Source organism: Curtobacterium sp. PhB25, from assembly GCF_004365375.1.
In the GTDB taxonomy this organism is placed as follows: Bacteria; Actinomycetota; Actinomycetes; order Actinomycetales; family Microbacteriaceae; genus Curtobacterium.
Genome location: NZ_SODR01000003.1, coordinates 302,793 through 327,861, shown reverse-complemented (window position 1 = coordinate 327,861; position 25,069 = coordinate 302,793). Strand labels below are relative to the sequence as shown.

The 25,069-nt window shown below is 68.2% G+C and carries 23 protein-coding genes; 10 read left to right on the top strand and 13 right to left on the bottom strand.

The features are described 5' to 3' along the window. Positions 1-83 precede the first annotated feature (83 nt). From gyrB to dnaA, 6 genes are all read right to left on the bottom strand, one after another. Complete coding sequence (gyrB, locus tag EDF51_RS08460) at positions 84-2,087, bottom strand: DNA topoisomerase (ATP-hydrolyzing) subunit B (RefSeq protein ID WP_123292937.1); 2,004 nt, start codon at positions 2,085-2,087, stop codon at positions 84-86. 133 nt (positions 2,088-2,220) lie between these two features. Then, a complete protein-coding gene (locus EDF51_RS08455; protein ID WP_111083686.1) occupies positions 2,221-2,721 on the bottom strand; it encodes a DciA family protein in 501 nt (166 codons plus the stop codon). Then, positions 2,721-3,911: a DNA replication/repair protein RecF gene (gene recF / locus EDF51_RS08450; RefSeq protein ID WP_131877933.1), complete on the bottom strand. Its 1,191-nt coding sequence runs from the start codon at positions 3,909-3,911 to the stop codon at positions 2,721-2,723. The genes EDF51_RS08455 and recF overlap by 1 nt, the downstream gene beginning before the upstream one ends. A 31-nt stretch (positions 3,912-3,942) precedes the next feature. Further along, complete coding sequence (gene gnd / locus EDF51_RS08445) at positions 3,943-4,830, bottom strand: phosphogluconate dehydrogenase (NAD(+)-dependent, decarboxylating) (protein WP_131877931.1); 888 nt, start codon at positions 4,828-4,830, stop codon at positions 3,943-3,945. Positions 4,831-4,900: 70 nt separating this feature from the next. Next, positions 4,901-6,046: a DNA polymerase III subunit beta gene (gene dnaN / locus EDF51_RS08440; protein ID WP_111083683.1), complete on the bottom strand. Its 1,146-nt coding sequence runs from the start codon at positions 6,044-6,046 to the stop codon at positions 4,901-4,903. A gap of 407 nt (positions 6,047-6,453) precedes the next feature. Next, entirely contained in the window at positions 6,454-7,908 is a 1,455-nt protein-coding gene (gene dnaA, locus EDF51_RS08435) for a chromosomal replication initiator protein DnaA (protein WP_111083682.1), read from the bottom strand. Positions 7,909-8,425: 517 nt separating this feature from the next. Here dnaA and rpmH point away from each other — a divergent pair. The 9 genes from rpmH (at position 8,426) to EDF51_RS08390 (ending at position 13,921) form a co-directional block, all read left to right on the top strand. Further along, positions 8,426-8,563 (top strand): 50S ribosomal protein L34, encoded by a 138-nt coding sequence (rpmH, locus tag EDF51_RS08430; protein ID WP_022889115.1) that lies wholly within the window; start codon positions 8,426-8,428, stop codon positions 8,561-8,563. Between the two features lie 47 nt (positions 8,564-8,610). After that, the gene (gene rnpA, locus EDF51_RS08425) at positions 8,611-8,961 is read left to right on the top strand and encodes a ribonuclease P protein component (protein ID WP_123292940.1); all 351 of its coding nucleotides are present in this window, start codon (positions 8,611-8,613) and stop codon (positions 8,959-8,961) included. Then, positions 8,958-9,338 (top strand): membrane protein insertion efficiency factor YidD, encoded by a 381-nt coding sequence (gene yidD, locus EDF51_RS08420; protein WP_165901008.1) that lies wholly within the window; start codon positions 8,958-8,960, stop codon positions 9,336-9,338. Before rnpA ends, yidD begins: the two co-directional genes overlap by 4 nt. A gap of 8 nt (positions 9,339-9,346) precedes the next feature. After that, positions 9,347-10,315 carry a membrane protein insertase YidC gene (gene yidC, locus EDF51_RS08415; RefSeq protein WP_123292941.1) on the top strand — a complete coding sequence of 323 codons (969 nt, stop codon included), beginning with the start codon at positions 9,347-9,349 and terminating at the stop codon, positions 10,313-10,315. Next, positions 10,316-10,816, top strand: coding sequence for a R3H domain-containing nucleic acid-binding protein (locus EDF51_RS08410; protein ID WP_111083678.1), 501 nt, complete (start codon positions 10,316-10,318; stop codon positions 10,814-10,816). It begins immediately after the preceding gene. Next, entirely contained in the window at positions 10,813-11,493 is a 681-nt protein-coding gene (rsmG, locus tag EDF51_RS08405) for a 16S rRNA (guanine(527)-N(7))-methyltransferase RsmG (protein WP_134194482.1), read from the top strand. Before EDF51_RS08410 ends, rsmG begins: the two co-directional genes overlap by 4 nt. Before the next feature lie 81 nt (positions 11,494-11,574). After that, on the top strand, positions 11,575-12,462 hold the full coding sequence (locus EDF51_RS08400; RefSeq protein ID WP_279586152.1) for a ParA family protein: 888 nt from the start codon (positions 11,575-11,577) through the stop codon (positions 12,460-12,462). A 5-nt stretch (positions 12,463-12,467) separates the two neighbouring features. Next, a complete protein-coding gene (locus EDF51_RS08395) occupies positions 12,468-13,433 on the top strand; it encodes a ParB/RepB/Spo0J family partition protein (protein WP_132099236.1) in 966 nt (321 codons plus the stop codon). Positions 13,434-13,612: 179 nt separating this feature from the next. Then, positions 13,613-13,921 carry a helix-turn-helix transcriptional regulator gene (locus tag EDF51_RS08390; RefSeq protein WP_131877923.1) on the top strand — a complete coding sequence of 103 codons (309 nt, stop codon included), beginning with the start codon at positions 13,613-13,615 and terminating at the stop codon, positions 13,919-13,921. A gap of 21 nt (positions 13,922-13,942) precedes the next feature. Here EDF51_RS08390 and EDF51_RS08385 read toward each other — a convergent pair whose 3' ends face one another. From EDF51_RS08385 to EDF51_RS20290, 7 genes are all read right to left on the bottom strand, one after another. Next, positions 13,943-14,530 (bottom strand): ATP-dependent Clp protease proteolytic subunit, encoded by a 588-nt coding sequence (locus EDF51_RS08385; RefSeq protein WP_131877921.1) that lies wholly within the window; start codon positions 14,528-14,530, stop codon positions 13,943-13,945. Then, entirely contained in the window at positions 14,527-15,165 is a 639-nt protein-coding gene (locus tag EDF51_RS08380) for an ATP-dependent Clp protease proteolytic subunit (protein ID WP_131877919.1), read from the bottom strand. The genes EDF51_RS08385 and EDF51_RS08380 overlap by 4 nt, the downstream gene beginning before the upstream one ends. Before the next feature lie 149 nt (positions 15,166-15,314). Next, complete coding sequence (locus tag EDF51_RS08375) at positions 15,315-16,277, bottom strand: D-alanine--D-alanine ligase (RefSeq protein WP_133938107.1); 963 nt, start codon at positions 16,275-16,277, stop codon at positions 15,315-15,317. 60 nt (positions 16,278-16,337) lie between these two features. After that, positions 16,338-17,642: a PLP-dependent aminotransferase family protein gene (locus EDF51_RS08370; RefSeq protein WP_131877915.1), complete on the bottom strand. Its 1,305-nt coding sequence runs from the start codon at positions 17,640-17,642 to the stop codon at positions 16,338-16,340. Between the two features lie 161 nt (positions 17,643-17,803). Beyond that, positions 17,804-18,130, bottom strand: a complete 327-nt coding sequence (trxA, locus tag EDF51_RS08365; RefSeq protein ID WP_017887828.1) for a thioredoxin — start codon at positions 18,128-18,130, stop codon at positions 17,804-17,806. Between the two features lie 76 nt (positions 18,131-18,206). Further along, positions 18,207-19,193 (bottom strand): thioredoxin-disulfide reductase, encoded by a 987-nt coding sequence (trxB, locus tag EDF51_RS08360; RefSeq protein ID WP_131877913.1) that lies wholly within the window; start codon positions 19,191-19,193, stop codon positions 18,207-18,209. A gap of 83 nt (positions 19,194-19,276) precedes the next feature. Beyond that, positions 19,277-23,401 (bottom strand): DUF6049 family protein, encoded by a 4,125-nt coding sequence (locus tag EDF51_RS20290; RefSeq protein WP_243698015.1) that lies wholly within the window; start codon positions 23,399-23,401, stop codon positions 19,277-19,279. A gap of 110 nt (positions 23,402-23,511) precedes the next feature. On the opposite strand from EDF51_RS20290, the gene EDF51_RS08350 reads away from it, so the two are divergent. Next, positions 23,512-24,948: a CCA tRNA nucleotidyltransferase gene (locus tag EDF51_RS08350; protein WP_123937113.1), complete on the top strand. Its 1,437-nt coding sequence runs from the start codon at positions 23,512-23,514 to the stop codon at positions 24,946-24,948. The last annotated feature ends 121 nt before the right edge of the window (positions 24,949-25,069 follow it).

Below are 25,069 nucleotides of genomic sequence, written 5' to 3'. Positions count from 1 at the left end.
GGTGGACGCGACCACAAGTGGTCCGGACCAGAGCACGCGGCTGGCACCGCGCCTCCAGGCCAGGGTCGAGATGTCGAGTCTGTTCAGATGTCCAAGAAGCGGACGTCCTTGGCGTTCTGCTGGATGAACTGGCGACGTGCGTCGACGTCTTCACCCATCAGCGTCGAGAAGGTGCTGTCCACCGCGGCGGCGTCCTCGAGCGTGACCTGCAGGAGCGTGCGGGTGTCCGGGTTCATCGTGGTGTCCCAGAGCTCCTTGTAGTCCATCTCGCCGAGGCCCTTGTAGCGCTGGATGCCGTTGTCCTTTGGGATCCGCTTGCCGGCGGCGATGCCCGACTGCATCAGGGCGTCGCGCTCCCGGTCGCTGAACACGTACTCGTGCGCCGCGTTCGACCACTTGAGGCGGTACAGCGGCGGCTGCGCGAGGTACACGTAACCGCGCTCGATGAGCGGCCGCATGTAGCGGAACAGCAGGGTCAGCAGCAGCGTGGTGATGTGCTGGCCGTCGACGTCGGCATCGGCCATCAGCACGATCTTGTGGTACCGGGCCTTGTCCGGGTCGAAGTCCTCACCGATGCCGGCGCCGAACGCCGTGATCATCGACTGGATCTCCTGGTTGGCGAGCGCGCGGTCGAGCCGCGCCTTCTCGACGTTCAGGATCTTGCCGCGCAGGGGCAGGATCGCCTGGGTCATCGGGTTGCGGCCCTGCACCGCGGAACCGCCGGCGGAGTCGCCCTCGACCATGAAGATCTCCGACAGGGTCGGGTCCTTCGACTGGCAGTCCTTCAGTTTGCCGGGCATGCCACCCGACTCGAGCAGCCCCTTGCGACGCGTGGTCTCGCGGGCCTTGCGGGCCGCGAGCCGCGCCTGCGACGCCTGGATCGCCTTGCGGACGACGTCGCGGGCCTGGGTCGGGTTGCTCTCGAACCAGTGCGTGAGCTCGGCGCCGACGACGCGCTGCACGAAGCCCTTCGCCTCGGTGTTGCCGAGCTTCGTCTTCGTCTGGCCCTCGAACTGCGGTTCGCCGAGCTTCACGGAGATGACGGCCGTCAACCCTTCACGGATGTCGTCACCCGTCAGGTTGTCGTCCTTCTCCTTGATGATCTTCGTCTCGCGCGCGTACTTGTTCACCAGGTACGTCAGCGCCGCGCGGAAGCCCTCTTCGTGGGTGCCGCCCTCGTGCGTGTTGATCGTGTTCGCGAAGGTGTGGACGCTCTCCTGGTACGAGGTGTTCCACTGCATCGCGACCTCGAGCGCGATCTTGCGCTCGGTGTCCTCGGACTCGAAGCCGATGACGTCCGGGTGGACGAGGTCGGCCTTCTTCTGCGCGTTGATGTACTCGACGTAGTCGGCGAGACCGCGCTCGTACATGAAGGAGTCGTTCCGCGCCTCTTCCCCTTCTTCCGGGGTGCGCTCGTCGCGCAGGTTGATCCGCAGGCCCTTGTTGAGGAAGGCCATCTGCTGGAACCGGGTGCGCAGGGTCTCGTAGTCGAAGACGACGGTCTCGAAGATCTCGGCGTTCGGCCAGAAGGTGATCGTGGTGCCGTGCTCGTCGGACGGTTCGTCCTTGGTCAGCGGTGCGACCGGGACGCCGTCGGTGTAGCTCTGGCGCCAGACGTGGCCCTGCTGTCGGACCTCGACGTCGAGCTCGGAGCTCAGCGCGTTCACGACGGAGGAACCGACACCGTGCAGACCACCGGACACCGCGTACGCGCCGCCGCCGAACTTGCCGCCGGCGTGCAGGACGGTCAGGACGACCTGGACGGTCGAGACGCCTTCGGCCGCGTGGATGCCGACCGGGATGCCACGGCCGTTGTCGACCACGCGGACACCGCCGTCTTCACGGATGGTGACGTCGATGGTGTCGCAGTACCCGGCGAGGGCTTCGTCGACGGAGTTGTCGACGATCTCCTGGACCAGGTGGTGCAGACCGCGGGGCCCCGTCGAACCGATGTACATACCGGGACGCTTGCGGACCGCCTCGAGCCCCTCGAGCACCTGAATCTGGTCTGCTCCGTAGGACGGTTCGCTCTGCGGGGTCTCCGCGTCGAGCGGGTTCTGCGGGTCGTCTTCAGATTCTGATGCCATGTCGAGCGTGCTCCTGCCTGCGCGCGGAACGCCCGCGCACTGCACCTCCCAGTCTACCGCAGAGGCCCCTCTTTCGAGGGCTCATCCGGCCCACAGGCGGGCTTTTTTGGCACCACAGGATGATTTCGTCGGCTCAACCGTAGGTGTCGCGAGGACCGCGCCCCTGGACCGTCCTGGGGCCGCGTTTCCAGGTGGGGACGTCCGGCCCCGAAACCCGGATCGACTCGACCCCGGCTTCCGGGTGCCGCTCGGCGATGGTCGTCGTGACGCTGGCCCGCATGAGACGGAGCTGCGTCGCCCAGGCCGTCGAGTCACACCGGATGACCAGCGCACCGTCGTCGATGGTGACCGGCGTGGAGTGCTTCGCGAGTTCCTCACCGACGACGCTCGGCCAGTCCACGAACAGCTCCGAGCGGGCCAGGGGTTCGGTCCAGCCGAGCTCGTTGGCCAGGGATCCGACCACGTCACCGAGCCCACGGGGTTCGCGGCCACGGCCGTACGGGACGGTGTCGGCGTCGAACTCGCGGGAGCGACGGCGGCGGGCGTCGACCCCGCGCTTCGAGGGGTCACCGAAGACGGCACGGAGGTGCCGGTACAGCCGCGACGGCTCGGTCGGCTTCCACGGGCGGGGCATCAGGCGTCGGCTTCCGGCGGGGTCGCGTCGGTCACGATCGTGCCCGCCTCGATCCGCACCGTGTGCGCGGCCAGCTGCGAGGGGACGTCGCCGAACACCGCGGCCGTGATGAGGACCTGCTCGTAGTCGGCCACGGCGTTCCCGAGGCGTTCGCGCCGGGATTCGTCGAGTTCGGCGAACACGTCGTCGAGGATGATGATCGGGTCACCGAGGTTCGACTCCGCCCGCAGGATCGACGCGCTCGCCAGCTGGATCGCGAGCGCGAACGACCAGGACTCCCCGTGACTGGCGTACCCGCGGGCAGGTAACCCGTTGAGCTGGAACAGGACGTCGTCCCGGTGCGGCCCGACCAGGGTCAACCCGCGGTCGAGTTCGTCACGACGACGCCGCTCGAGGGCAGCCGCGAACGCCTCGGCTGCGGCGGTCACGCTCACCGGCTCGTCGGGGGTGCCGAGGACCGGGTCCGTCGCGGCGGCGGCCTCCGGGTCTCCGCCACGGATCGAGAGCACACCGGCGATCGAGGCATCGTGGTCCTCGCCCGCGACGGTGGCGTACGCCTCGGCGACGAACGGTGCGAGCCGGCGGGTCAGGTGGTCGCGCGCGGCGACGATCTCGGCACCGAGTCCGACGAGGCGGTCGTCCCAGACGTCGAGCGTCGACAGCGCGTTGGCCTTGGCGCCGGTGGCACGGGCCGACTTGAGCAGGGTGTTCCGCTGGCGGAGCGTGCGGTCGTAGTCGGCCAGGACCCCCTGCATCCGCGGCGCGATCTGGCCGAGCAGTTCGTCGAGCATGCGTCGGCGACCGGCCGGTTCGCCACGGACCAGGGCGAGGTCCTCGGGAGCGAAGAGGACGGAGGTGCAGTAGCGCGGGAGTTCACGGGGCTTGATCGCCGACCGGTTCACCTGCGCACGGTTCGCCCCCGTGCGGTTGATCTGCACCTCGGCGAGGATGCTGCGGTCCTCGTGCGCCAGGCGGGCCCGGACGATCGCGGCGTCGCAACCCTGGCGGACGAGCGCTGCATCCGTCGGGACCCGGTGAGAACCGAGCGTCGACAGGTACCCGATCGCCTCGACCAGGTTGGTCTTGCCCTGCCCGTTCCGCCCGACGAACAGGTTCGGCCCGCGTGCGAGGTCGACGTCCGCCTCCCGGTAGTTCCGGAAGTCGGTGAGTTGGAGATGGTCGACGTGCACGCGGGCCGAGTCCGGGTTTCCCCGGGTGGTCCTAGGACTTCTTGACGGCGTGACCGCCGAACTGGTTGCGGAGCGCCGCGACGGCCTTCATCGTCGGGGACGCGCTGCCCTGACGCGAGACGAAGCGCGCGAAGATCGACGCCGACAGCGCCGGCATCGGAACGGCGAGCTCGATGCCCTCTTCCAGCGTCCAGCGGCCCTCGCCCGAGTCCTCGACGTAGCCCTCGAGCTCGTCGAGCTTCGGGTCTTCGTTCAGGGCCAGGACCATGAGGTCGAGCAGCCAGGAACGGACGACCGTCCCGCGCTGCCACCCGGCGAACACGGCGGGGACGTCGGTGATCAGGTCCTTGGCCTCGAGGAGCTCGTAGCCCTCGCCGTAGGCCTGCATGATCGCGTACTCGATGCCGTTGTGGACCATCTTGGCGTAGTGCCCCGCGCCGATCGGACCGGCGTGCGAGAAGCCCTCTTCGCGCGGCCCCTCGGGGCGCAGTGCGTCGAAGACCGGCATGGCGAACTCGACGTCCTTGACGTCACCGCCGACCATGAGGCCGTAGCCGTTGTCCTTGCCCCACACGCCGCCGGAGACACCGGCATCCATGTAGCGGATGCCGCGCGCGCGGAGCTGCTCGGCGTGCGTGGTGTCGTCGAGCCACTTCGAGTTGCCACCGTCGATGACGAGGTCGCCCTCGTTCAGGACACCGGCGAGCTCGGTGATGACGTCGTCGGTGATCTTGCCGTGCGGCACCATCACCCAGACGAGTCGCTGACCCTCGGGCAGGGCGCCCGCCAGGTCTGCGAGGCTCGCGACGTCGGAGACGGCGGGGTTCGCGTCGTAACCGGTGACCTCGATCCCTGCGTTGCGGAGACGGGCACGCATGTTGTTGCCCATGCGACCAAGGCCGACAAGACCGATGTGCATGATTTCCTCTTCTGTTTCGTCGTCGCGCTGAGGCCGCAGCTGGTGCGTCAGCGCAGTGTTCCTGTTGCGCCTATCGCAGCAGCAGGTTGGGCTGCAGCAGGTACCGGTATCCATCGGTCGCGGCAGCCTCTTGCGAAGTCTGGCCGGTGATCAGCACCGGGCCCGGCTTGTTGGGGTTCTCCGTCTTGGTGAAGGAGATGCGGACGAACTCGGAGTGCACCGCGTTCAGTCCGTCGAGGAGGAAGGCGGGCTTCAGCGAGACCACCGTTTCCTCTCCGGTCAGCAACGCACTGATCGACTCTGACGCCTGCGCTTGTTCGGATCCGATCGCCTCGAGCGTGAGCCCGTCGACCGTGAAGGAGAACCGGAGCGCTGCTTCGCGCTCCAGGACGAGTGAGACCCGTCGGACGGCTTCGACCAGCTCAGCGGTGTTGATCACCGCGTGGTCGTTGACGTTCTCGGGGAAGAGCCGGCGGACCGGCGGGTAGTTGCCCTTGATCAGCAGCGAGGTGACGGTCTTGTCGTCGGCGTGGAACGCGATGAGCTCACGGTCGGAGTTGCCGCTGATCGAGACCGAGACGGTGGACGCCGACCCGAAGGTGCGACCGACCTCCTGCAGCGTGCGCGCGGGGACGAGGGCGTGCAGCGGGTCCGAGCCGACGCGGCCGGAGTCCCACGCGATGGTCCGGACGGCCACGCGGTACCGGTCCGTGGCGATGAGCGACAGGTCGTTGTCACCGACCTCGAGCTGGACACCAGTGATGACGGGGGTGACGTCGTCGCGGCTCGCGGCGACGGCAACCTGCGACACGGCCTCGGAGAAGGCATCGCCGGGGATGACACCGGTCTGCGGACCGATCTCGGGCAGCGTCGGGTACTCCTCGACCGGCATGGACAGCAGCGTGAAGTGCGCCGATCCGCAGGAGACCGAGATCTTGGAGTCCTCGGTCGTGAAGGTCACCGGGGCGTTCGGCAGTCGGCTCGCGATGTCGTTCAGCAGGCGACCGCTGACCAGGACCGTGCCCGGGTCGTCGATCTGCGCCGAGATGGACGTCTGCGCCGAGACCTCGTAGTCGAACGACGAGAGCGTCAGACGATCGCCGTCGGCGTGGATCAGGACGCCCGACAGGATCGGGAGGGTCGTGCGCTGTGGGAGGAGTTTCACCGCGAAGGAGACGGCTTCGGAGAAGACGTCCCGGTTGACCTCGAACTTCACAGCTGGAACCCCTGTCGATCGGCTTGGACTGTCCGGCCGCCCCATTCTGGCACAGGCGGACGTGGGCCGGATTTCTTGTCATCCCGCCGTCCACAAGGTTGTCCCGCGGAGATGGATCGTTAACCAGGAGTAATGGTGTTAACGCCTGTGCACACTGTGGATAACCCTGTGCATGCCGCTCGGCCGTAGGGAACTACACCGTTGTGACTTGTGGGCGAGCTGTGGGCGACGTCGGGATGAATGAATCTCATCTATCCACTTCCATCCCCAGTTTCCACAGGAGGCCCCCTCGCTGTGAACAACCGGGCGGCGTGTCCTCCACAGTTATCCACAGGCTATCCACACTGTGAGAACTCCGGCCCATGGAACCGTCTCAGATGGTGGATACGCCCGGAGACGTACCGATCTCAGCGGTAGCGGCGGTCCTGTTTGATGCGGCTCGTGAGCTCGGTGACCTGGTTGTAGATCGACCGCCGCTCCTTCATGAGCTCGGTGATCTTCTTGTTCGCGTACATGACCGTGGTGTGGTCGCGGTTGCCGAACAGCTGCCCGATCTTCGGGAGCGACAGGCTCGTGAGCTCGCGGCACAGGTACATCGCGATCTGTCGCGCGGTGGCGATCGCCTGCGAGCGGGACGAGCCGTACAGGTCGTCGACGGAGAGCTTGAAGTACTCGGCGGTGTGGTTGATGATGTCCGTCGGCGCGACGACGTTGTCCTCGTCGAGGGTGATCAGGTCCTTGAGGACGGTCTGCACCAGGGCCATGTCGACGGCCGTCCGGTTCAGGCTCGCGAACGCCGTGACGCGGATGAGCGTCCCCTCGAGCTCCCGGATGTTGCTCGACACCTTCGAGGCCATGAACTCGAGGATGTCGTCCGGCACCTGCAGGTGGTCGGACTGCGCCTTCTTGCGGAGGATCGCGATGCGCGTCTCGAGCTCGGGCGCCTGGACGTCCGTGATCAGACCCCACTCGAAGCGCGACCGCATGCGGTCCTCGAAGCCGGTGAGGTGCTTCGGTGCGACGTCGGACGTGATGACGACCTGCTTGTTGTGGTCGTGCAGCGTGTTGAACGTGTGGAAGAACGCCTCCTGCGTGGAGTCCTTCCCCTGCAGGAACTGGATGTCGTCGATCAGCAGGATGTCGATGTCGCGGTAGCGCTGCTGGAACTGGTTCGAGCGGTTGTTCGCGATCGAGTTGATGAAGTCGTTGGTGAACTCCTCGCTCGACACGTACCGGACGCGGATCCCCGGGTAGAGGCTCTCGGCGTAGTGCCCGATGGCGTGGAGCAGGTGGGTCTTGCCCAGCCCGGAGTCGCCGTAGATGAAGAGCGGGTTGTAGGCCTTCGCCGGAGCCTCGGCCACCGCGACCGCTGCGGCGTGGGCGAAGCGGTTCGACGAGCCGATGACGAAGTTGTCGAAGTTGTACTTCGGGTTCAGCCGCGACTCCGGCCGGCCGCTCGTGCCCGGGGAGTCGATCTGGCTCGGCACGAAGGGTGCCTCGATGTACTGACGGGGTGCAGCGCTCTGCTCCACCGCTTCCTGCACGGGCTCGGCGTACTCCGGCACGTTCGGGTCGACGCGCGGCTCGGACGCCATGTCCGGGTTCACCGTGATGGCGAAGTTCGCGACCGAGTCGTCACCGATGCGGGCGACGGCCTCGGTGATCGGGATGCGGATCCGCTGCTCGAGCATGCCGCGGGTCAGGTCGTTGGGGACCTCGAGGTACAGGGTGCCGGCGAGGACGCCCTTCGGTTCGACCAGGTTGAGGAACCCGTGGAGCTGCGGCGTGATGCGGGGGTCTTCGCTGAGGATTCCGAGTACGGATGACCAGAGGTCCTCGACGGGGTCGGCCGGCATCGTCATGTCGCGCTCGTCTCCAGGTGTGTGTCGTGCGTTCGGTGCCGGACCGGGGTGCGTCCTGCTGGGTCGGACGTGCCGGAGTGCCGCGGGGTGTGGCGCTCAGCGGACCGTGTCGTGCGCCGGCGGTTCGTCGGGGTCTCGGGGGCTTCGTCGACGCCTCGTACCGCGCGTGTTCCCACAGGGTTGTCCACAGTGTTGTCCACGACCGCCCGGATCCGTCGGACAGGAGTACTTCCCTGTCGTACCGGGGCGCGGGGCCGATCGATGACCCCACTGTAAAGGACCGGGCCGGGTGGCACCGAACGGAAGTTGTCCCCAATGTGGAGAATGGACCGCAGCGGTGTCCTCGACGCCTCCGGCACCGAGGCCGGCCCGATCGGCGTTTGACCTGCTCGCTGCTGTCACGTACCGTTAACCAGTTGACTGCGGCCGATTGGTCGCGCCCATCTGCGTCGTTCGACACCGAGCGATGACACATACATACGTGACGGCTCGCCGCGAGCAGCCGTGTGGAGAGATCATGAGCAAGCGCACCTTCCAGCCGAACAACCGTCGCCGCGCCAAGAAGCACGGCTTCCGCCTCCGCATGCGGACGCGTGCCGGCCGCGCCATCCTGTCGGCGCGTCGCGCCAAGGGCCGCACCGAGCTCTCGGCCTGATCAGGCTCACCGCCTGATCCGGTCCTCGGTCTGACCCCGGCATCGCAGTGTTGGCCAGCGCCAACCGCATCGTCCGCGGGGACGACTACCGGAACGTCGTGCGTCGTGGTCGCAAGAGCGCCACGGCGCACGTCGTCGTGTCCGTGGTCCGTCGCTCGACGGACCCTGCCGGACCGTCGCGGTTCGGGTTCATCGTCGCGAAGACGGTGGGCAACGCCGTGACCCGGAACCTGATCAGGCGGCGGCTCAAGGCGATCGCGCACGGCATCCTCGCCGACTCCCCCGTGGGGTACGACGTGGTGGTGCGCGCACTGCCAGCCGCATCGCAGGCCGGATGGCCTACCCTGCTCGAAGACGTCGTGCGCTCCTTCGCGCGCGGGGTGGAGAAGGCAGCATGAACCGCACCCTGTGGACCCGGCTGGCCTGGGTCGCCGCGTTGCTCCCACGCAACGCGTGCGTCGTCGTGCTCCGCGCCTACCGTGCAGTGATCTCCCCGTTGTACGGCAACGTCTGCCGGTACCACCCGTCGTGCTCCCGGTACGCCCTCGAAGCGATCCAGCAGTACGGCGTCGTCCGCGGATCCGCGATGGGCGCCTGGCGCATCGCTCGCTGCAACCCCTGGGCTGCAGGCGGGATCGACGACGTCACGGAACGTCGTCGCCCGTTCGTCGTCAACCGGTTCGGGTTCGTCCTCGCGCCGATCCCGCAGCAGCCGCACCCCGCGGTCGGAACGGCCCGGCCGGTCCTGCTCCCCCAGCGCACTCGAAAGGCGTAGCCGTCCCCATGGACATCATCGGTACGATCCTCTGGCCGCTCAAATGGGTGGTCTCCGCCATCCTCGTCGGCTTCCACTGGATCTTCGAGAGCATCGGCATGGACCCGGGCGCGGGTATCACCTGGGTCCTCTCCATCATCTTCCTGACCTTCGTGGTCCGCGCCGCGCTGATCCCGATCTTCGTGCGGCAGATCAAGTCGCAGCGCCGCATGCTCGAGGTCGCGCCGCAGCTGAAGAAGATCCAGGACAAGTACAAGGGCAAGAAGGACCAGTTCTCGCGTGAGGCCATGAGCCGCGAGACCATGGCCCTGTACAAGGAGACGGGCACCAACCCGCTGAGCTCCTGCCTGCCGCTGCTGCTGCAGATGCCGATCTTCTTCTCGCTGTACTCGGTGCTGCACGAAGCCCAGATCAACAAGACGGGCATCGGCCTGCTGACGAACGACCTCGCGGCGTCGTTCGGCAACGCGGCCCTGTTCGGTGCTCCCCTGCACGAGACGTTCACCAACGCCTCCGGGTGGGAAGTCCGTGCGATCGCCGGCTTCATGATCGTCGTCATGACCGCGTCGCAGTTCATCACGCAGCTGCAGCTCGTCGCCAAGAACATGTCGCCGGAGACCAAGGCGTCGCCGATGTACCGCCAGCAGAAGATGATGCTGTACATCCTCCCGCTGGTCTTCGTGATCTCGGGTCTGAGCTTCCCCCTCGGCGTCATGTTCTACTGGCTCGCCTCGAACGTCTGGACGATGGCGCAGCAGTACTTCGTCATCCGCAGCATGCCGACGCCCGGTTCCGAGGCGGCCCTGGCACGTGAGGCGCGTCTGGCCAAGAAGGCCCAGCGTCGCGGGATCGCCAACCCGGTCCTCGCCGAGGCTGGTGCCGGTGCTGGCGCCGCCGAGATCGAGGCCGTGCGCGTCACCACCCAGCGTTCGCAGCCGGTCGGCAAGCAGCGCTCGAAGAAGAACGGGAAGAAGTAAGTGACCGAGCAGGACACCGCCGCAGCCGTCGACACCACCGAGGTCCCGGACGAGGACGCCCGTGACGAGGCTGACATCGCTGCGGACTACATCGAGGAACTCCTCGACATCTGCGACCTCGACGGGGACATCGAGATCGAGGAGCGCGCCGGTCGCGTGTACCTGTCGGTCACCGATGACGGAGAGGCGCTCCGCGTCCTCTCCAAGCCGGACACCGTGACCGCGCTGCAGGAACTCACCCGCATCGCCGTCCAGGCCGAGACGGGCGAGTTCAGCCGGCTCATCCTCGACGTGGGCGGCTCCCGTGACGCTCGTGCCGACGAGCTGCAGCGACTGGTCGACACCGCCGTCGAGCGCATCGAAGCCGGATCGTCGTCCGCAGCACTCCCCCCGATGTCGTCGTACGAGCGCAAGCTGGTCCACGACCTCGTCGCTGAGAAGGGCTTCCACTCGGAGTCCGAGGGTGAGGGTCGGGACCGCCACACGGTCGTCACCCGATGACGGACGAGTCGGTGTCCTCGGCCACCGCTCCCACAGCTCCGGACGCTGCTCCGGTGCTCGAGGCCGAGCCTGCGGCTGCGTCCGCGCTCTTCGGCGACCGGATCGAGACGGCTCGGTCGTTCACGAACGAGTTGGCTCGTCGCGGTGAGGAGCTGGGCCTGATCGGCCCGCTCGAACTGCCTCGACTCTGGACACGACACATCCTCAACTCAGCCTTGCTGGCGCCCCTCCTGGCGGCCCGTGGTCGGGTTGCCGACGTCGGCTCGGGTGCGGGATTGCCCGGTCTCGTGCTCGCGATCGCCCGTCCGGACGTGCACTTCACGCTCATCGAGCCGATGGAGCGTCGAGTGGACTGGCTCACCAACGAGGCGAGCCGGCTCGGGCTGTCCAACGTGACGGTGGTCCGCGGCCGCGCCGAGGACGTCTCCGACGACATCGTCGTCGACCAGGTCACGGCCCGCGCGGTCAGTGCGTTGTCGAAGCTCATCCCGATGACGGTTCCACTCGTCCGCTCGGGCGGGCAGCTCATCCTCATGAAGGGTGCGCGCGTCGACGACGAGATCGAGAAGGCACGCAAGGTCATCCTGCGCCAGCACCTGTCGGACGTCGAGGTCCTCGAGCTCGGGGACGGTGTGGTCGCAGAGACCACGCGGGTCTTCCGGGCTACAGTTGACTGACCCTGCGGCTCGGATCGGGACAACTGATCGCGTGCTGCTCCACGTTTCACGTGAAACATCGAACCGGGGAAGAGGCACTCGTTGAGCTCATCGACCGATTACGACGCGTCGACTCCGCTTGCTCGCGAGATCGCCGACCTGAACCGCCGGCGACGTGCGATCGCGACGCAGCAGTTCCCGTTGCCCCCGAAGACGCGGATCATCACCGTGTCGAACCAGAAGGGCGGCGTCGGGAAGACCACGACGACCGTCAACTTGGCCGCCGGCCTCGCCCACGGTGGCGCACGGGTGCTCGTGATCGACCTCGACCCGCAGGGCAACGCGTCGACGGCCCTGGGCGTCGACCACCAGGCTGAAGTCGCGAGCATCTACGACGTCATCGTCGATGAGGCCGCGATGGCCGACACCGTGCAGCGGTCCCCCGAGTCCGACACCCTCTGGTGCGTCCCGGCGACGATCCACCTCGCGGGTGCTGAGATCGAGCTCGTCTCCTTGGTCGCTCGAGAGCAGCGGCTGCGCACGGCGCTCGATCTGTACCTCCAGTCGCTGGACGAGCCGTACCACTACGTCTTCATCGACTGCCCGCCGTCGCTCGGTCTCCTCACCATCAATGCGTTCGTGGCGGCCCAGGAAGTCCTGATCCCGATCCAGTGCGAGTACTACGCGCTCGAGGGACTCAGCCAGCTGTTGCGCAACATCGAGCTCATCGAGCGGCACCTCAACCCGAACCTCAGGGTCTCGACGATCCTGCTCACCATGTACGACGGTCGGACCAACCTGGCGAACCAGGTGGCGAACGACGTCCGCGAGCACTTCGGTGGTCAAGTGTTGAAGGCGATGATCCCCCGGTCCGTCCGGGTGAGTGAAGCGCCGAGTTACGGACAGAGCGTCGTCGCGTACGACGTGAACTCCACCGGGTCGCTCTCCTACTTGGAAGCGGCCGCCGAGATCGCAGCACGAGGAGCGTAAGACTGATGGCACCCAAGCGAACCGGACTCGGCCGCGGCATCGGCGCGCTCATCCCGACGGCGACGGACCAGCAGGACCGCCCGGTCGACGTGTTCTTCCCGACTGGTGGGTCGCCGGCGTCGGCACCCACCGCGGACGAGCTCGTCGCTGTTCCGGGAGCCCGACTCGCGAACCTCAACCCGCTGGACGTGATCCCGAACGGGCAGCAGCCGCGCAAGGAGTTCCGCGAAGAGGAGTTGCAGGAGCTCGTCCACTCCATCCGTGAGATCGGGGTGCTGCAGCCCATCGTGGTCCGTCCGATCCCCGGGGCTGCGGGGACGGAGCCGCAGTACGAGCTGATCATGGGTGAGCGGCGCCTCCGCGCCACCAAGGAACTCGGGCTCACGACCATCCCGGCGATCGTCAAGGAGACGCCGGACGACGCGATGCTCCGGGATGCCCTGCTCGAGAACCTGCACCGGGCGCAGCTCAACCCGCTCGAAGAGGCTTCGGCGTACCAGCAGCTCCTGGCGGACTTCGGGATCACGCAGGAACAGCTCGGCCAGCGCATCGGTCGCTCGCGTCCGCAGATCACCAACACCATCCGTCTGCTGCGGCTCCCCTCCCCCGTGCAGCGTCGAGTGGCTGCCGGCGTGCTGTCGGCCGGTCACGCCCGCGCGATCCTTGCTGCCCCGGACGCGGAGGCGATGGAGTACCTCGCCGAGAAGATCGTCAACGAGGACCTGTCGGTGCGCGCTGCCGAAGCGATCGCGCAGCAGTTGGCGACGAAGACCCCTCCGAAGACGACGCCGCAGCCCTCCAAGAACCAGGCGCACTTCAACGACCTTGCTGAGCGCATCGGTGACCGGCTGAACACACGGGTCAAGATCGCCGTCGGTGCCCGGAAGAGCTCCGTGACGATCGACTTCGCGAACGGCGACGACCTCAATCGCATTCTGTCGGAGCTGGGGATCAGCGAAGTCTCGTCCTGACGGCTTGTCAATGGCGCTGTGCGCCCCGTAGCGGGCCTCGCATTCCCGGCGCGGGTGCCTGGAGCAGCGACGGGTCGTTCGGCCCGACACGGGGCGCGTAGCCGTTCCGCTGGTTCGAGTTCACGAGCAGCGAACGGGAAGCCCGTACGTTTCACGTGGAACACTGCCAGGCTCGCATCATGAGATCCCGCAATCCCGAGCCGCTCTGGCGTGATGTCGTCGGTCAAGAACTCCGCGCTCGTCGCCGCGTCCGCGGGGACACCCTGCAAGATGTCGCCCGTCGCGCAGGGGTGTCGCCGCAGTACTTGTCGGAGATGGAACGGGGGCGGAAGGAGCCTTCGAGCGAGATGTTGGCAGCAGTGGCCGGCGCGCTCGAGAGCTCCTTGCTGGACTTGACGGCGGCGGCAGCAGAACAGCTCCGCGAGCGAGCACGTTCCGCAGGTACTGGTGGCGAACAGCTGCGGAGTAGTTTCCTCCTCGCAGCCTGAGGCGTCCGGGAGCGCCGTCGGTCAGCGTCGAGTGATCACGTGGTCCACGAGCCCGTACTGCTGGGCCTGACGGGCCGTGAAGACCCGATCGTGGTCCGTGTCGGCTCGGAGTTGGTCGACACTCTGGCCGCTGTGCTCGGTGAGCAGGTGCTCGATCTCGGCCCGGATCCGGACGACCTCGTCGGCCTGCAAGATGAGCTCGGGAATGGCCCCCTGCCCTTGCGCCGCGGGTTGGTGGAGCACGACCCGAGCATGCGGCAGGGCCGACCGCTTTCCTTCGGCGCCCGCGGCGAGCAGCACGGCTCCGACACCGATTGCCTGCCCAACGCAGGTGGTCGCGACGGCGGGGCGGATGAACCGCATGGTGTCGTAGACAGCGAGCATGGCACTCGGATCGCCGCCGTCGCAGTTGACGTAGAGCTGCACGTCCGAGTCCGGGTTGTCCGACTCGAGGAAGAGGAGTTGCGCGATGAGGGCATTGGCGACGCCAGCATCGATCGCGGTCCCGATGTAGATGATCCGCTCGGTGAGCAGGTGCGAGTAGACGTCCAAGACCCGGTCGCCGCGAGCGTCCCGCGCGATGACGTTCGGGATCGTGTACGCGCTCATCGGTCTCCCTCCCCTGCGGCAGGCCCGCCGAAGCCTGTCACCGTGGAACGCGGCTGCTGGGGCCGGATCACCGAGAAGTCGTCGACGATCAGGTCGACGAACCCGTAGTCGAGGGCCTCCTCCGCGGAGTACCAGTGGTCGTGCAGCGAGTCCTCGAAGATGCGGTCGACCGTCTGCCCGGTGTCCGCTGCGATGAGTCCGAGCACGGTGTCGCGGGTGTCACGGAGGTGGTCCGCCTGTAGCGCCACGTCCACCGCACTCCCCCCGATCCCTGCGGATCCCTGGTGCATCAGGATCCGGCTGTGCGGCAGCGCTCGTCGCTTGCCAGGGGTACCCGAGGACAGCAGGAACTGCCCCGCGCTGCAAGCGATCCCGAACGCGAGCGTGCTGACGTCGTTGGGGATCACCCGCATGAGGTCCCGGAGTGCGAGCATCGCTGGAACCGATCCTCCGGGCGAATGGATCCAGAGCGCGATGTCGTTCCAGGGGTCCGCCGTCGCGAGCTGTACCAACTGCGTCATCAAGACGGTGCCGTTGTCGTCGTCGAGGGCACCGTCGAGTACGAGCACGCGTTGGTCGAAGAGGGCACGCCGGTACTCGGTCGTGAAGGCTGCGGGGGGTGGTGAATCAGTCATGCGTCCACCGTGCGCCCGCAGATGACCCGAGGCACCCGTTGCTGCTCAGAGCGGATCAGCTCTCAGCAGCAAACCACGAGTGCGACGTTCCACGTGGAACATCGACTCTCACCCACTCCGATGTTCCACGTGGAACGTCGAGCTGAGGATCAGGCGTGGTGGTCGCGGATCGCCTGCTCGGCGAGCTCGGCGTACGTCCACCCGAGATCGAACCCCGATGCGGAGAGTGCCTGCGGCAGCAGGGATGTCTCGGTCAGACCCGGGAGTACGTTGGCTTCGAGGAACCACGGCGTTCCGGCGCCGTCGATGATGAGGTCCACACGGGACAGGTGGCGGAGGCCGAGGGCTGTGTGCGCCGCGACGGCGGCATCGGCTGCAGCGGTCGCGAACTCGTCAGACAGTCGGGCGGGGGTGTAGAACGTCGTCTCCCCCGCGTTGTACCGCGCCTCGAAGCCGTAGATGCCGTTCCGCGGGACGATCTCCACCGCGGAGAGCGCCACCGGGTCGTCGCCCGTGTCGATGATGCCGACTGCGACCTCGGTGCCGCGGATGAGCTGCTCGACCACGACGTCGTCGCAGTACGTGTAGGCCGTGACCATGGCACGCGGGAGGTCGTTGACGTCGTCGACGAGGGTCACTCCCTGCGCGCTGCCGCCGCGTGCCGGCTTCACGGCGAGCGGAACCGGGTGCTCCCCCGCGATGGCCTCGAGGACCCCGACGGCGCCGAGCTCGCGGAACACGTCGTGGGACAGCGTGACGGAGCGAGGGGTGCGGACGCCTGCCCGCGCGACCAGCGCTGACGCCGTGGGCTTGTCCCATGCCAACCGGGCCGACGTGGAACGTGAGCCGACGAACGGGATGTCCACCGCCTCCAGGATGCCCCGCAGGGCCCCGTCTTCACCGGAGGCGCCGTGCAGAGCCGGCCACACGACATCCGGGCGGGACTCGGCGAGAGCCGGCAGCAGCAGCGCGTCGGCGTCGCGGAGATCGACCTGCCAGCCGTACCCGGTCAGCGAGTCGGCGACCCGCCGACCGGAGCGCAGGGAGACGTCACGCTCGTGCGAGATCCCTCCGGCGACGACGACGACGTGACGACGAGTGAGCTCAGCCATGGGGGTCCTCCGGTGTGGAACGACGGTGCTGGTGGGCCACGCACCGCGGAAAAGCGCTGATCAGGAGATGTTCGGCGGCGGAGCGCTGACCGAGGACGTCTCGCGGACGACGCTGTTCGGCCGAGTCGTCGGACCGAACGTCTCGATCAGCTCGAGTTCGTCGTTGACGACGTTGGCGAGCCGCTTCACGCCGACGCGGATCTGCTCGGGGGTCGGGTAGCAGAACGACAGACGGATGTGCCCGCCGCCACGACCGTCGGCGTAGAAGGCCGTCCCCGGCGTGTAGGCGACGAGCTCCTTCACGGCGCGCGGAAGCATGCCCTTCGAGTCGAGGGACTCGGGGAGCGTCAGCCAGACGAAGAAGCCACCGTTCGGCTTCGTCCAGGACAGGTCCGGCAGGAACTCCCCCAGAGCGGACAGCATGGCGTCACGGCGCGCTGCGTAGATGCCCCGGAAGGTGTCGACCTGACCCTTCCAGTCCGCGGCGTCCAGGTAGGCGTTCACGACGTACTGACCGAAGGAGTTCGGGGCGAGGACGGCGGACTCGTTGGCGAGCACGAGCTTCTCGCGGATGGCGTGCGGTGCGAGCGCCCAGCCGACGCGGAAACCGGGTGCGAGGGTCTTGGAGAAGGACCCCAGGTACACGACGCCCTCTTCGTCGATGGAACGGATCGCCTGCGGTGCCGGCTCGTCGAACCAGAGGAGTCCGTAGGGGTTGTCCTCGAGCACCAGGATGTTGTTCGACCGGCAGATGTCGAGCACCTCGATGCGGCGCTCCCGGCTCATGGTGACGCCGGCCGGGTTGTGGAAGTTCGGGATCGTGTAGAGGAACTTGATCCGCTTGCCCTGCGTCCGGAGGTTCGCGATCGCCTCGCGCAGTGCCTCGGGCACCAGCCCGAGCTCGTCGGTCGTCACGTGGACGGTCTCGGCCTGGTACGACCGGAACACACCGATCGCACCGACGTAGGACGGGGACTCGGCGAGGACGACGTCGCCCGGATCGATGAACAGCCGCGTGACGAGGTCGAGCGCGTGCTGCGAGCCCGTCGTCACGACGACGTCCTCGGCACTGGCACGGATGCCCTCGAGGCTCATGACGTCCACGATGTGCTCGCGGAGGGACCGCAGACCCTGTCCGCCGCCGTACTGCAGTGCCATGGCTGCGTGCTCGTTCATCACGCGGTCCAGGGAGCCCGTGACGAGCTCCCTCGGCAGCGCGGAGACGAACGGCATGCCGCCGGCCAGCGAGACCACCTCGGGGCGCGAGGCGACGGCGAACAGGGCTCGGACCTCGGAGGCGCTCAGCCCGGCGGTGCGCTGGGCGTAGGAGTCGTACCAGGGGTCGAGGCTGTTGCCGTTCGTCATACCGTGCTCCGATCAGTGAGACATTCCCGCCACACTACGACATCGACCCCGGAAACCCGGGCTCCGCGGCGGGGGCCGATCCGCAACGGGTGACATGCGAACGCCCCGCCGGCGCCTGCTGAGCAGGACGAGGACGGGGCGTTCGGTGGAGCTGGTGCGACCTACGCGAGGAACTCGGCGAGGTCGGCCTCGAGCGCGGGCTTCGGCTTGGCGCCGATGACGGTCTTGACGACCTCGCCGCCCTTGAAGACCTTCATCGCCGGGATCGACGTGATCTGGTAGTTCATGGCCGACTGGGGGTTGTCGTCCACGTTGAGCTTCACGATCTCGATCTTGCCGGCGTGCTCTTCGGCGATCTGGTCGAGGATCGGCGAGACGGCGCGACACGGGCCGCACCACTCGGCCCAGAAGTCGACGAGGATCGTCTTGTCGGACTTGAGGACCTCGTCCGAGAAGGTGGCGTCGGTGACAGCCTTTGCGTTGGACATGGGTGTCCTTTCGTGAGAAGTCGGTACTGGATGTGGAACCGCGGACGCTCCCCCGGCATTCCGGGGGCCGTAAGGGTCAGGCGGAGATGGTGACCGGCTCGACCGGGGTCTCGCCCGCAGCAGCGTCGGTCAGCGAGTCCTCGAGGTCGGCGAGGTACTTCTCGGCGTCGAGCGCAGCGACGGCACCGGACCCAGCAGCCGTGATGGCCTGGCGGTAGGTGTGGTCGAGCACGTCGCCCGCGACGAAGACCCCGGGGACGCCGACGGCCTTGGACGTGCGGCCCTCGACGGCGATGGTGCCCTCGGGAGCGAGCTCGAGCTGACCGTGCACGAGGTGCACGCGGGGGTCGTTGCCGATCGCGATGAACAGACCGTCGAGGGCGAGTTCGCTCTCGGTGCCGTCCACGGTGTCCTTGAGCGTCACGCCGGTCACGGCGGAGTCACCCTGGATGCCGATGACCTCCTTGTTCCACGCGAACTCGATCTTCGGGTCGTTGTGGGCGCGGTCCTGCATGATCTTCGACGCGCGGAGGGTGTCCTTGCGGTGGATCACGGTGACCTTGTCGGCGAAGCGCGTGAGGAACGTCGCCTCTTCCATCGCGGAGTCGCCACCGCCGACCACGGCGATGTTCTTCTGGCGGAAGAAGAAGCCGTCGCAGGTCGCGCACCACGAGACACCGTGGCCCGAGAGGCGCTCTTCGTCGGCGATGCCGAGGTGGCGGTACGCCGAACCGGTCGCGTAGATGACCGCGAGGGCTTCGTACGTCTCGCCGGAGCCGACGGTGACCTTCTTCACGTCGCCGGTGAGGTCGACGGAGACGGCGTCGTCGTACAGGACCTCAGCGCCGAACTTCTCGGCCTGTTCCTGCATCTTGATCATGAGGTCGGGGCCCTGGATCCCCTCGGGGAAGCCCGGGAAGTTCTCGACCTCGGTCGTCTTGGTGAGTTCCCCGCCCGTCTCGACGCTGGACGCGACGATGAGCGGCTTGAGCTCTGCGCGCGCGGCGTAGATGCCGGCGGTGAACCCGGCCGGACCGGAACCGATGATGATGAGCTGGCGCATGCCTGACTGCCCTTCCGTTGCGTGCTGACCGGGTCAACACATGGTACCGGCGCGGCATTCCGCGACGTCCGGGAAGCGTGCGGTCAGCGACCGAGCTTGCTCTTCACCATGCCGACGGCGTTCTTGATCTCGCCGTTCTTGGCGACGACGAGCGCCCCGAAGTACACGAGGACCATGACGGCGCCGGTCAGGACGATGGTGATGAGTGCCCCGGTGCGGTCCGACATCGCGAACCCGGCCGCGGAGAACGCCCCGAAGAAGTTCACGACCAGCAGGCCGACCACCCCGGCGATCAGCGCGGCGATGACGAACTGCACGTGCGAGCGGGTCACGACCGGTCCTTCGATGCTGCCGAGCTTGCGACGCACCAGGACGAGCGCGACGATCGTCTGCGCGGTGCCGGCGAGCGTCGTGCACGCGGCCACACCGATGCCGATCACGGAGGTCGGGAACGTCGACACCGCGAGGGCACCGATGACGAACAGGACGGACTGGATGCACTGCATCAGGAACGGGGTCCGGTGGTCGTGCATGGCCCAGAACACGCGCTGGATGATGAACAACATGCTGAACAGCACCAGGCCCGGCATGTAGGCGACCAGGACGGCACCGACCTGCAGGGCGCTCTCGAACGTGCCCTCGTAGAGCCGGCCGAACGGCACCGCGACGACGACCAGCGCCACGGACGCGAAGACCGTGAAGAGTCCGACGATGCGCAGGGACAGCGACAGGTTCCGTCGGACTGATGCCAGGTCGCCGCGTGCAGCATCGTGGCTCATCCGGGTGAAGTACGCCGTCGCGATGGAGACCGTGATGATCGAGTGCGGCAGCATGAAGATGAGCCACGCGTTGCCGAGTACCGCGTTGCCGGGTCCGTCGCCCTGACCCTTCCACGCGACCGCGGACTGCACGATGCCGGCGACCTGGGTCACCAGGATCATCGCGAAGAGCCAGCCGGCAGCGGTTCCCGTCGACTTCAGGCCGACGCCGCGCCACCGGAAGTCCGGCCGGAAGGACAGCCCTGCTCGCCGCCAGAACAGCGGGAGGAACGCCGCCTGGGCGAACACACCGAACGAGGCGCTGCCGGCGAGGAGCGCGATCTTCGCCGGCGTCCAATCGTCGAGGGCGCTGCCGCTCGTGCCGTACAGGGCGATGAACACCACGAGCCCGGCGATCGCGATGACGTTGTTGAGCAGCGGTGCCCAGGTGAACGGACCGAACACCTGCTTGGCGTTGAGGACCTCACCGAGCAGCGAGTACATCGCGTAGAACAGGATCTGCGGCAGGCACCAGAACGCGAAGGCGATGGCGAGGTCGGTCGCAGCGGGACTCCGGGTGTCCGAGGACGTCGTGTACAGGCGGACCAGGAGCGGCGCCAGTGCCGTCGCGACGATCGTGATGACGATGAAGACCGACCCGCCGAGCGTCACGATCTTGTTGACGTACGCCTGTCCGCCGTCCGTGCCGTTCTTCATGGCGCGGACGATCTGCGGGATGAGCACGGCCGACAGCAGGCCACCCGCGATGAGCGCGTAGATGTTGTTCGGCAGCTGGTTCGCGACGGCGAACGCGTTCGCCGAGGGGCTCTTGTTCTGCCCGATGGCGTACGCGAGCACGAAGGTCTTCGCGAAGCCGAGGATCCGGCTCACCATCGTCCCCGCCGCGAGCATCGCACTCGCACGCCCCAGGCTTCGCTCCGCGACCGGTTCCGCGTCGACGTCGGGCTGGGGCTGGGTGGCGCTGATGGTCGGCTCCTCGGGGTCGCGGGCGTCCGCGACGCGGCTGGTACGGGCGTCGGACGGGAGGCCCGGCTCGGCCCCGGCACGGGCGATCGCGTCCTGCAGGCGGTCGCCACCAGGAGCCGCGACAGCGGCCGTTCCGGAGCCGGCCACGGCGAACGCGGTGGGCGCCTCGGCGCGGTGATCCGGGCCTCCCGGTCCGGCGACCGATCCCGCGGACGGAGCAGCCGCGCCGGGCGCACCCGGCTGCACGGCGAGCGGGCGGTTGGGGTCGTCGTCGTCCTCGTCGTCGAGTTCGCCGTTGCGACGACGGATGCGCTTCCGGATGCTGCGGAAGATCCCGAAGCCGAAGATCGCGATCAGGGCGACCGCTGCGGCGGCGGTGATGACCGTCTCCCACTGCGCCTGGACGTTGAGTTCGACGGTGGCCGGCTGCGCGATGGCGACGCCGGTCGGGCTCGACAGGGACATCGTCAGCTCGACCTTGCCGTTCGCGACGGACTGCACGGGGACGGTCGCTCGGGTCGAGGAGTCCGGTTGGATCTCGACGACGATGTCGTTGCGGACGATCCGGAGGGCGGAGTTCGACGGCTGGACGGCCAGGTGCACCGTCACCGGGTAGTCCGAGCTGTTGCGGATGGACACCGGCAGCGAGGACCGGTCGCCGAGCAGGGTCAGGCTGCTCGAGTCGACGATCCCGACCTCGGTGGTCTGCTTCGCCCAGGCCGCTGTGCGGACGTCGACCGCGGCCTGGAGCCCGTCGTCGTCCCCGCGCCACGCGTTCGAGGCGATGGCGAGCAGCCGGAGGCGTGCGGGAGCCGTCAGTTCAGCGGGGGTGTCGAGGATGGTGGCGAACGCGGAGAGCCCCTGTTCGCCCTGCACGAGGCGCTTGAGTTGTGCGATGCGGTCGGCCCCGGTGGACGCACTGTTGAGCGTGAGCGACCCCGCCGTGGCGTCCGACGCCGTGGAGAGGTCGGCCGGTGCCACCCAGGCGGTGCTCTCGAGGGCGTCGAGGGTCTGGCTGAGGCGTGTGGAGTCCGAGGGCCAGTCGCGACCGAGGGTCAGCAAGATCGGCCCCGTGGCGGTGCCGTCGCGCGCCGAGGTGGCGAGCGTCGCCGTGAGCTCGGACATCGCCGACGACCAGCTCTGGCGGTCCGGTGCGGTCGCGGCGTCGCGCAGCAGGGACGACATCGACTGGTCCGACACGAGGACGTGGTCGTCGCCGATCTTCTCCGACGCCGAGACCGTGGCGTTCGCGCCGGCGGAGGTGTTCCCGCTCGACACGATGGTGGTGTCCTTGTCGGCCCGCTGCAGTGCCGTGAGGTCGGCCGCGGTCACGGTGCCGTCCGCCGGCCACGCGATGGAGTCCATCGAGTACGGGAAGTCCAGCAGCTGCTCGGTCGTCGGCAGCGTCTCCGCGGTCTCGCCCGAGCCGGCGTCGGTGGTGGCGTCGTCGCTCGGGGACGCGGTGCTGCTCGGGGTCGTCGTCTGCCCGGGCGTCGCGGTCGGGGTCGGTGCGGGGGTCTCGGCGCCGGGGAAGTTCTCGGTCTTCACGGACTGGTCGAGCGAGATCGGGGCGAGGATGCCGTCCGACCCGGCTTGGCGCAGCCCGGTGACGTCGGCGTCGGCGTAGGACAACGCGAAGGTCTCGTTGCGCAGGGACTCGAGGCGCTGGAGCCACGCGGTCGCCGCGGACGGCGCGTTCTCGCCGAGGATCCGGATCGAGGCGATGATGCGGGGGTCGACCGCGACGGCGACGTTGTGGTCCTCGGCGGCGTCGAGCTGCTGGGTGAGGGTGCCGTCCACCGAGGTCGCGGCGGCGAGGACGGCCGCGCTGAGGATGCCGTCCGTGGACTTCGGGACCGTCACCGGCATCGCGACGGAGACGCTGACCGGCACCTGCTCGAAGTCCGGGTACCAGGTGATCGCGGAGCGGGCGACGGCGAAGGTCTCACCGGCCGTGTACTCCGCCGCGATGCGCCGCGCACCGAACGAGGAGTACCCGCCGAGTGCCACGTTGCCCGAGACGATCTCGACCGAGTCGATGGTGACCGATCGGTGCGCCGGGACCTCCGGGATGTCCACGGAGTCCATCGGGGCGCCGAGGTAACCGGTCGTGGTGGTGTCGGCGAGCCAGTCGGCGAGGACGTCCCGCGTGCTCACGGAGCGGAAGATGTCGAACTCCGCGGTGCCGGCGGGCAGCGCGGCGTCGGTGTCGTTCGTGACGGTCACCGAGAGGGTGAGGTCCTGGTCGCGCTGGACGATCCCACGGTGCGCGGGGGCGACCGAGATCGTGGCCTTGCCCGCATCGGCAGCAGCCGGATCGGCGAGGTGGGTCTTGGCCGACGACACCGTCGCAGCATCGGCGTGCGGGGCGCTGACGGGCGCGACGACCAGGCCGAGCGCGACGAGGGTCGACGCGGCTGCGGCGAGCGTGGTGCGGAGGATGTGCATACGGAAGCGGGCCACGGGGTCGGTTCGGGCCGAGCACGAGTGTATGAGGCGTGACCATGAACAGGTCCCGTGCGCGCGGGGTTGTGGAGAACTCGGGGCCTCGATCTGGGAGGATGAGCACCGTCATGCAGTCCGTTGCCCAGGCCGTCGAACGACTCGACGCACTCGCCACCACCGAGCCCGTCGACCTCCTCGCTCGGGCCTTCGCCGACGCCGGACACGAGCTGGCCCTGGTCGGTGGACCCGTGCGGGACGCCTTCCTCGGTCGTCCCGTCACCGACCTCGACTTCACGACGAGTGCGCGTCCGGACGAGATCCTGGCGATCGTGGAGCCGATCGCGAGCACCACGTGGGACGTCGGGCGGCAGTTCGGCACGATCGCCGCTCTGGTCCGCGGCGAACAGGTCGAGATCACCACCTACCGCAGCGACGTGTACGACGGCGAGACCCGCAAGCCCGAGGTCGCGTTCGGCGACACCATCGAGGACGACCTGCTCCGCCGCGACTTCACCGTCAACGCGATGGCGCTCCGGCTGCCCGCTCGGGAGCTCGTCGACGTGCACGGCGGCGTCGAGGACCTGCTGGCCGCACGACTCCGCACCCCGCAGGCCGCCGTGGTGTCGTTCCGCGACGACCCGCTCCGGATGATGCGGGCTGCGCGGTTCACCTCGCAGCTCGGGTTCACCGTCGACGACGACGTCCGTGCCGCCATGCAGGACCTCGTCGACTCCATCGACATCGTGTCCGCCGAGCGGGTGCGCGACGAACTCGTCAAGCTGCTCGGCACGGGCGACCCCGTGCCGGGCATCCGCCTGCTCGTGGACACCGGGCTGGCGCAGCGGTTCCTGCCCGAGCTGCCCGAGATGCAGCTCGAGATCGACGAGCACCACCACCACAAGGACGTCTACGAGCACTCCCTGACCGTGCTCGAACAGGCGATCGGCTACGAGGCCGAGCGGCACGCGGGCGACCCCCCGGACACCGTGCTGCGGCTCGCGGCGCTGCTGCACGACATCGGCAAGCCCGCCACCCGCAAGCTCGAGCCGGGCGGCGCCGTCAGCTTCCACCACCACGACCTGGTCGGCTCGAAGCTCGCGAAGAAGCGGCTCCGGGCCCTGCGCTTCGACAACGACACCATCGCCGCGGTGTCCCGCCTGATCGAGCTGCACCTGCGGTTCTTCGGGTACACCGACGGTGCCTGGACCGACTCGGCCGTCCGGCGCTACGTCCGCGACGCCGGCCCGCAGCTCGAACGGCTGCACGAGCTCACCCGCTCGGACGTCACCACGCGGAACCGTCGCAAGGCCGATCGCCTGGCGTTCGCGTACGACGACCTCGAGGAGCGGATCCGCGTCCTGGCCGACCAAGAGGAGCTGGACTCGATCCGGCCCGACCTGACCGGCGACGACATCATGCGGATCCTCGACATCCCGCCGGGGCGTGCCGTGGGCGAGGCCTACCGCTTCCTGCTCGAGGCGCGGATGGACGACGGGCCGCTCGGCGCCGACGCTGCCGAGGCGCGCCTGCGCGACTGGTGGGCCGCTCGGGACGCGACCGCCTGACGGACGCGACGGTTCTCCACAGACCGGTGGCGCGCCTCCAGGCCGTCGGGTAGTCTGTGCAGGTTGCCCGGCGCGTGTCTGCGTGCCGTGGCACATGCATCAACCCTCCTGCCCCGGGAAC

Coding starts and splice junctions, on each gene's coding strand:
- EDF51_RS08350 (WP_123937113.1), top strand. CDS start 23,512: ATGCAGTCCGTTGCCCAGGCCGTCGAACGACTCGACGCACTCGCCACC.
- rsmG (WP_134194482.1), top strand. CDS start 10,813: ATGACGGACGAGTCGGTGTCCTCGGCCACCGCTCCCACAGCTCCGGAC.
- rpmH (WP_022889115.1), top strand. CDS start 8,426: ATGAGCAAGCGCACCTTCCAGCCGAACAACCGTCGCCGCGCCAAGAAG.
- EDF51_RS08380 (WP_131877919.1), bottom strand. CDS start 15,165: ATGACTGATTCACCACCCCCCGCAGCCTTCACGACCGAGTACCGGCGT.
- trxA (WP_017887828.1), bottom strand. CDS start 18,130: ATGTCCAACGCAAAGGCTGTCACCGACGCCACCTTCTCGGACGAGGTC.
- EDF51_RS08395 (WP_132099236.1), top strand. CDS start 12,468: ATGGCACCCAAGCGAACCGGACTCGGCCGCGGCATCGGCGCGCTCATC.
- gnd (WP_131877931.1), bottom strand. CDS start 4,830: ATGCACATCGGTCTTGTCGGCCTTGGTCGCATGGGCAACAACATGCGT.
- trxB (WP_131877913.1), bottom strand. CDS start 19,193: ATGCGCCAGCTCATCATCATCGGTTCCGGTCCGGCCGGGTTCACCGCC.
- EDF51_RS08390 (WP_131877923.1), top strand. CDS start 13,613: ATGAGATCCCGCAATCCCGAGCCGCTCTGGCGTGATGTCGTCGGTCAA.
- gyrB (WP_123292937.1), bottom strand. CDS start 2,087: ATGGCATCAGAATCTGAAGACGACCCGCAGAACCCGCTCGACGCGGAG.
- dnaA (WP_111083682.1), bottom strand. CDS start 7,908: ATGACGATGCCGGCCGACCCCGTCGAGGACCTCTGGTCATCCGTACTC.
- yidC (WP_123292941.1), top strand. CDS start 9,347: ATGGACATCATCGGTACGATCCTCTGGCCGCTCAAATGGGTGGTCTCC.
- EDF51_RS08375 (WP_133938107.1), bottom strand. CDS start 16,277: ATGGCTGAGCTCACTCGTCGTCACGTCGTCGTCGTCGCCGGAGGGATC.
- EDF51_RS08385 (WP_131877921.1), bottom strand. CDS start 14,530: ATGAGCGCGTACACGATCCCGAACGTCATCGCGCGGGACGCTCGCGGC.
- EDF51_RS08370 (WP_131877915.1), bottom strand. CDS start 17,642: ATGACGAACGGCAACAGCCTCGACCCCTGGTACGACTCCTACGCCCAG.
- EDF51_RS08455 (WP_111083686.1), bottom strand. CDS start 2,721: ATGCCCCGCCCGTGGAAGCCGACCGAGCCGTCGCGGCTGTACCGGCAC.
- yidD (WP_165901008.1), top strand. CDS start 8,958: ATGAACCGCACCCTGTGGACCCGGCTGGCCTGGGTCGCCGCGTTGCTC.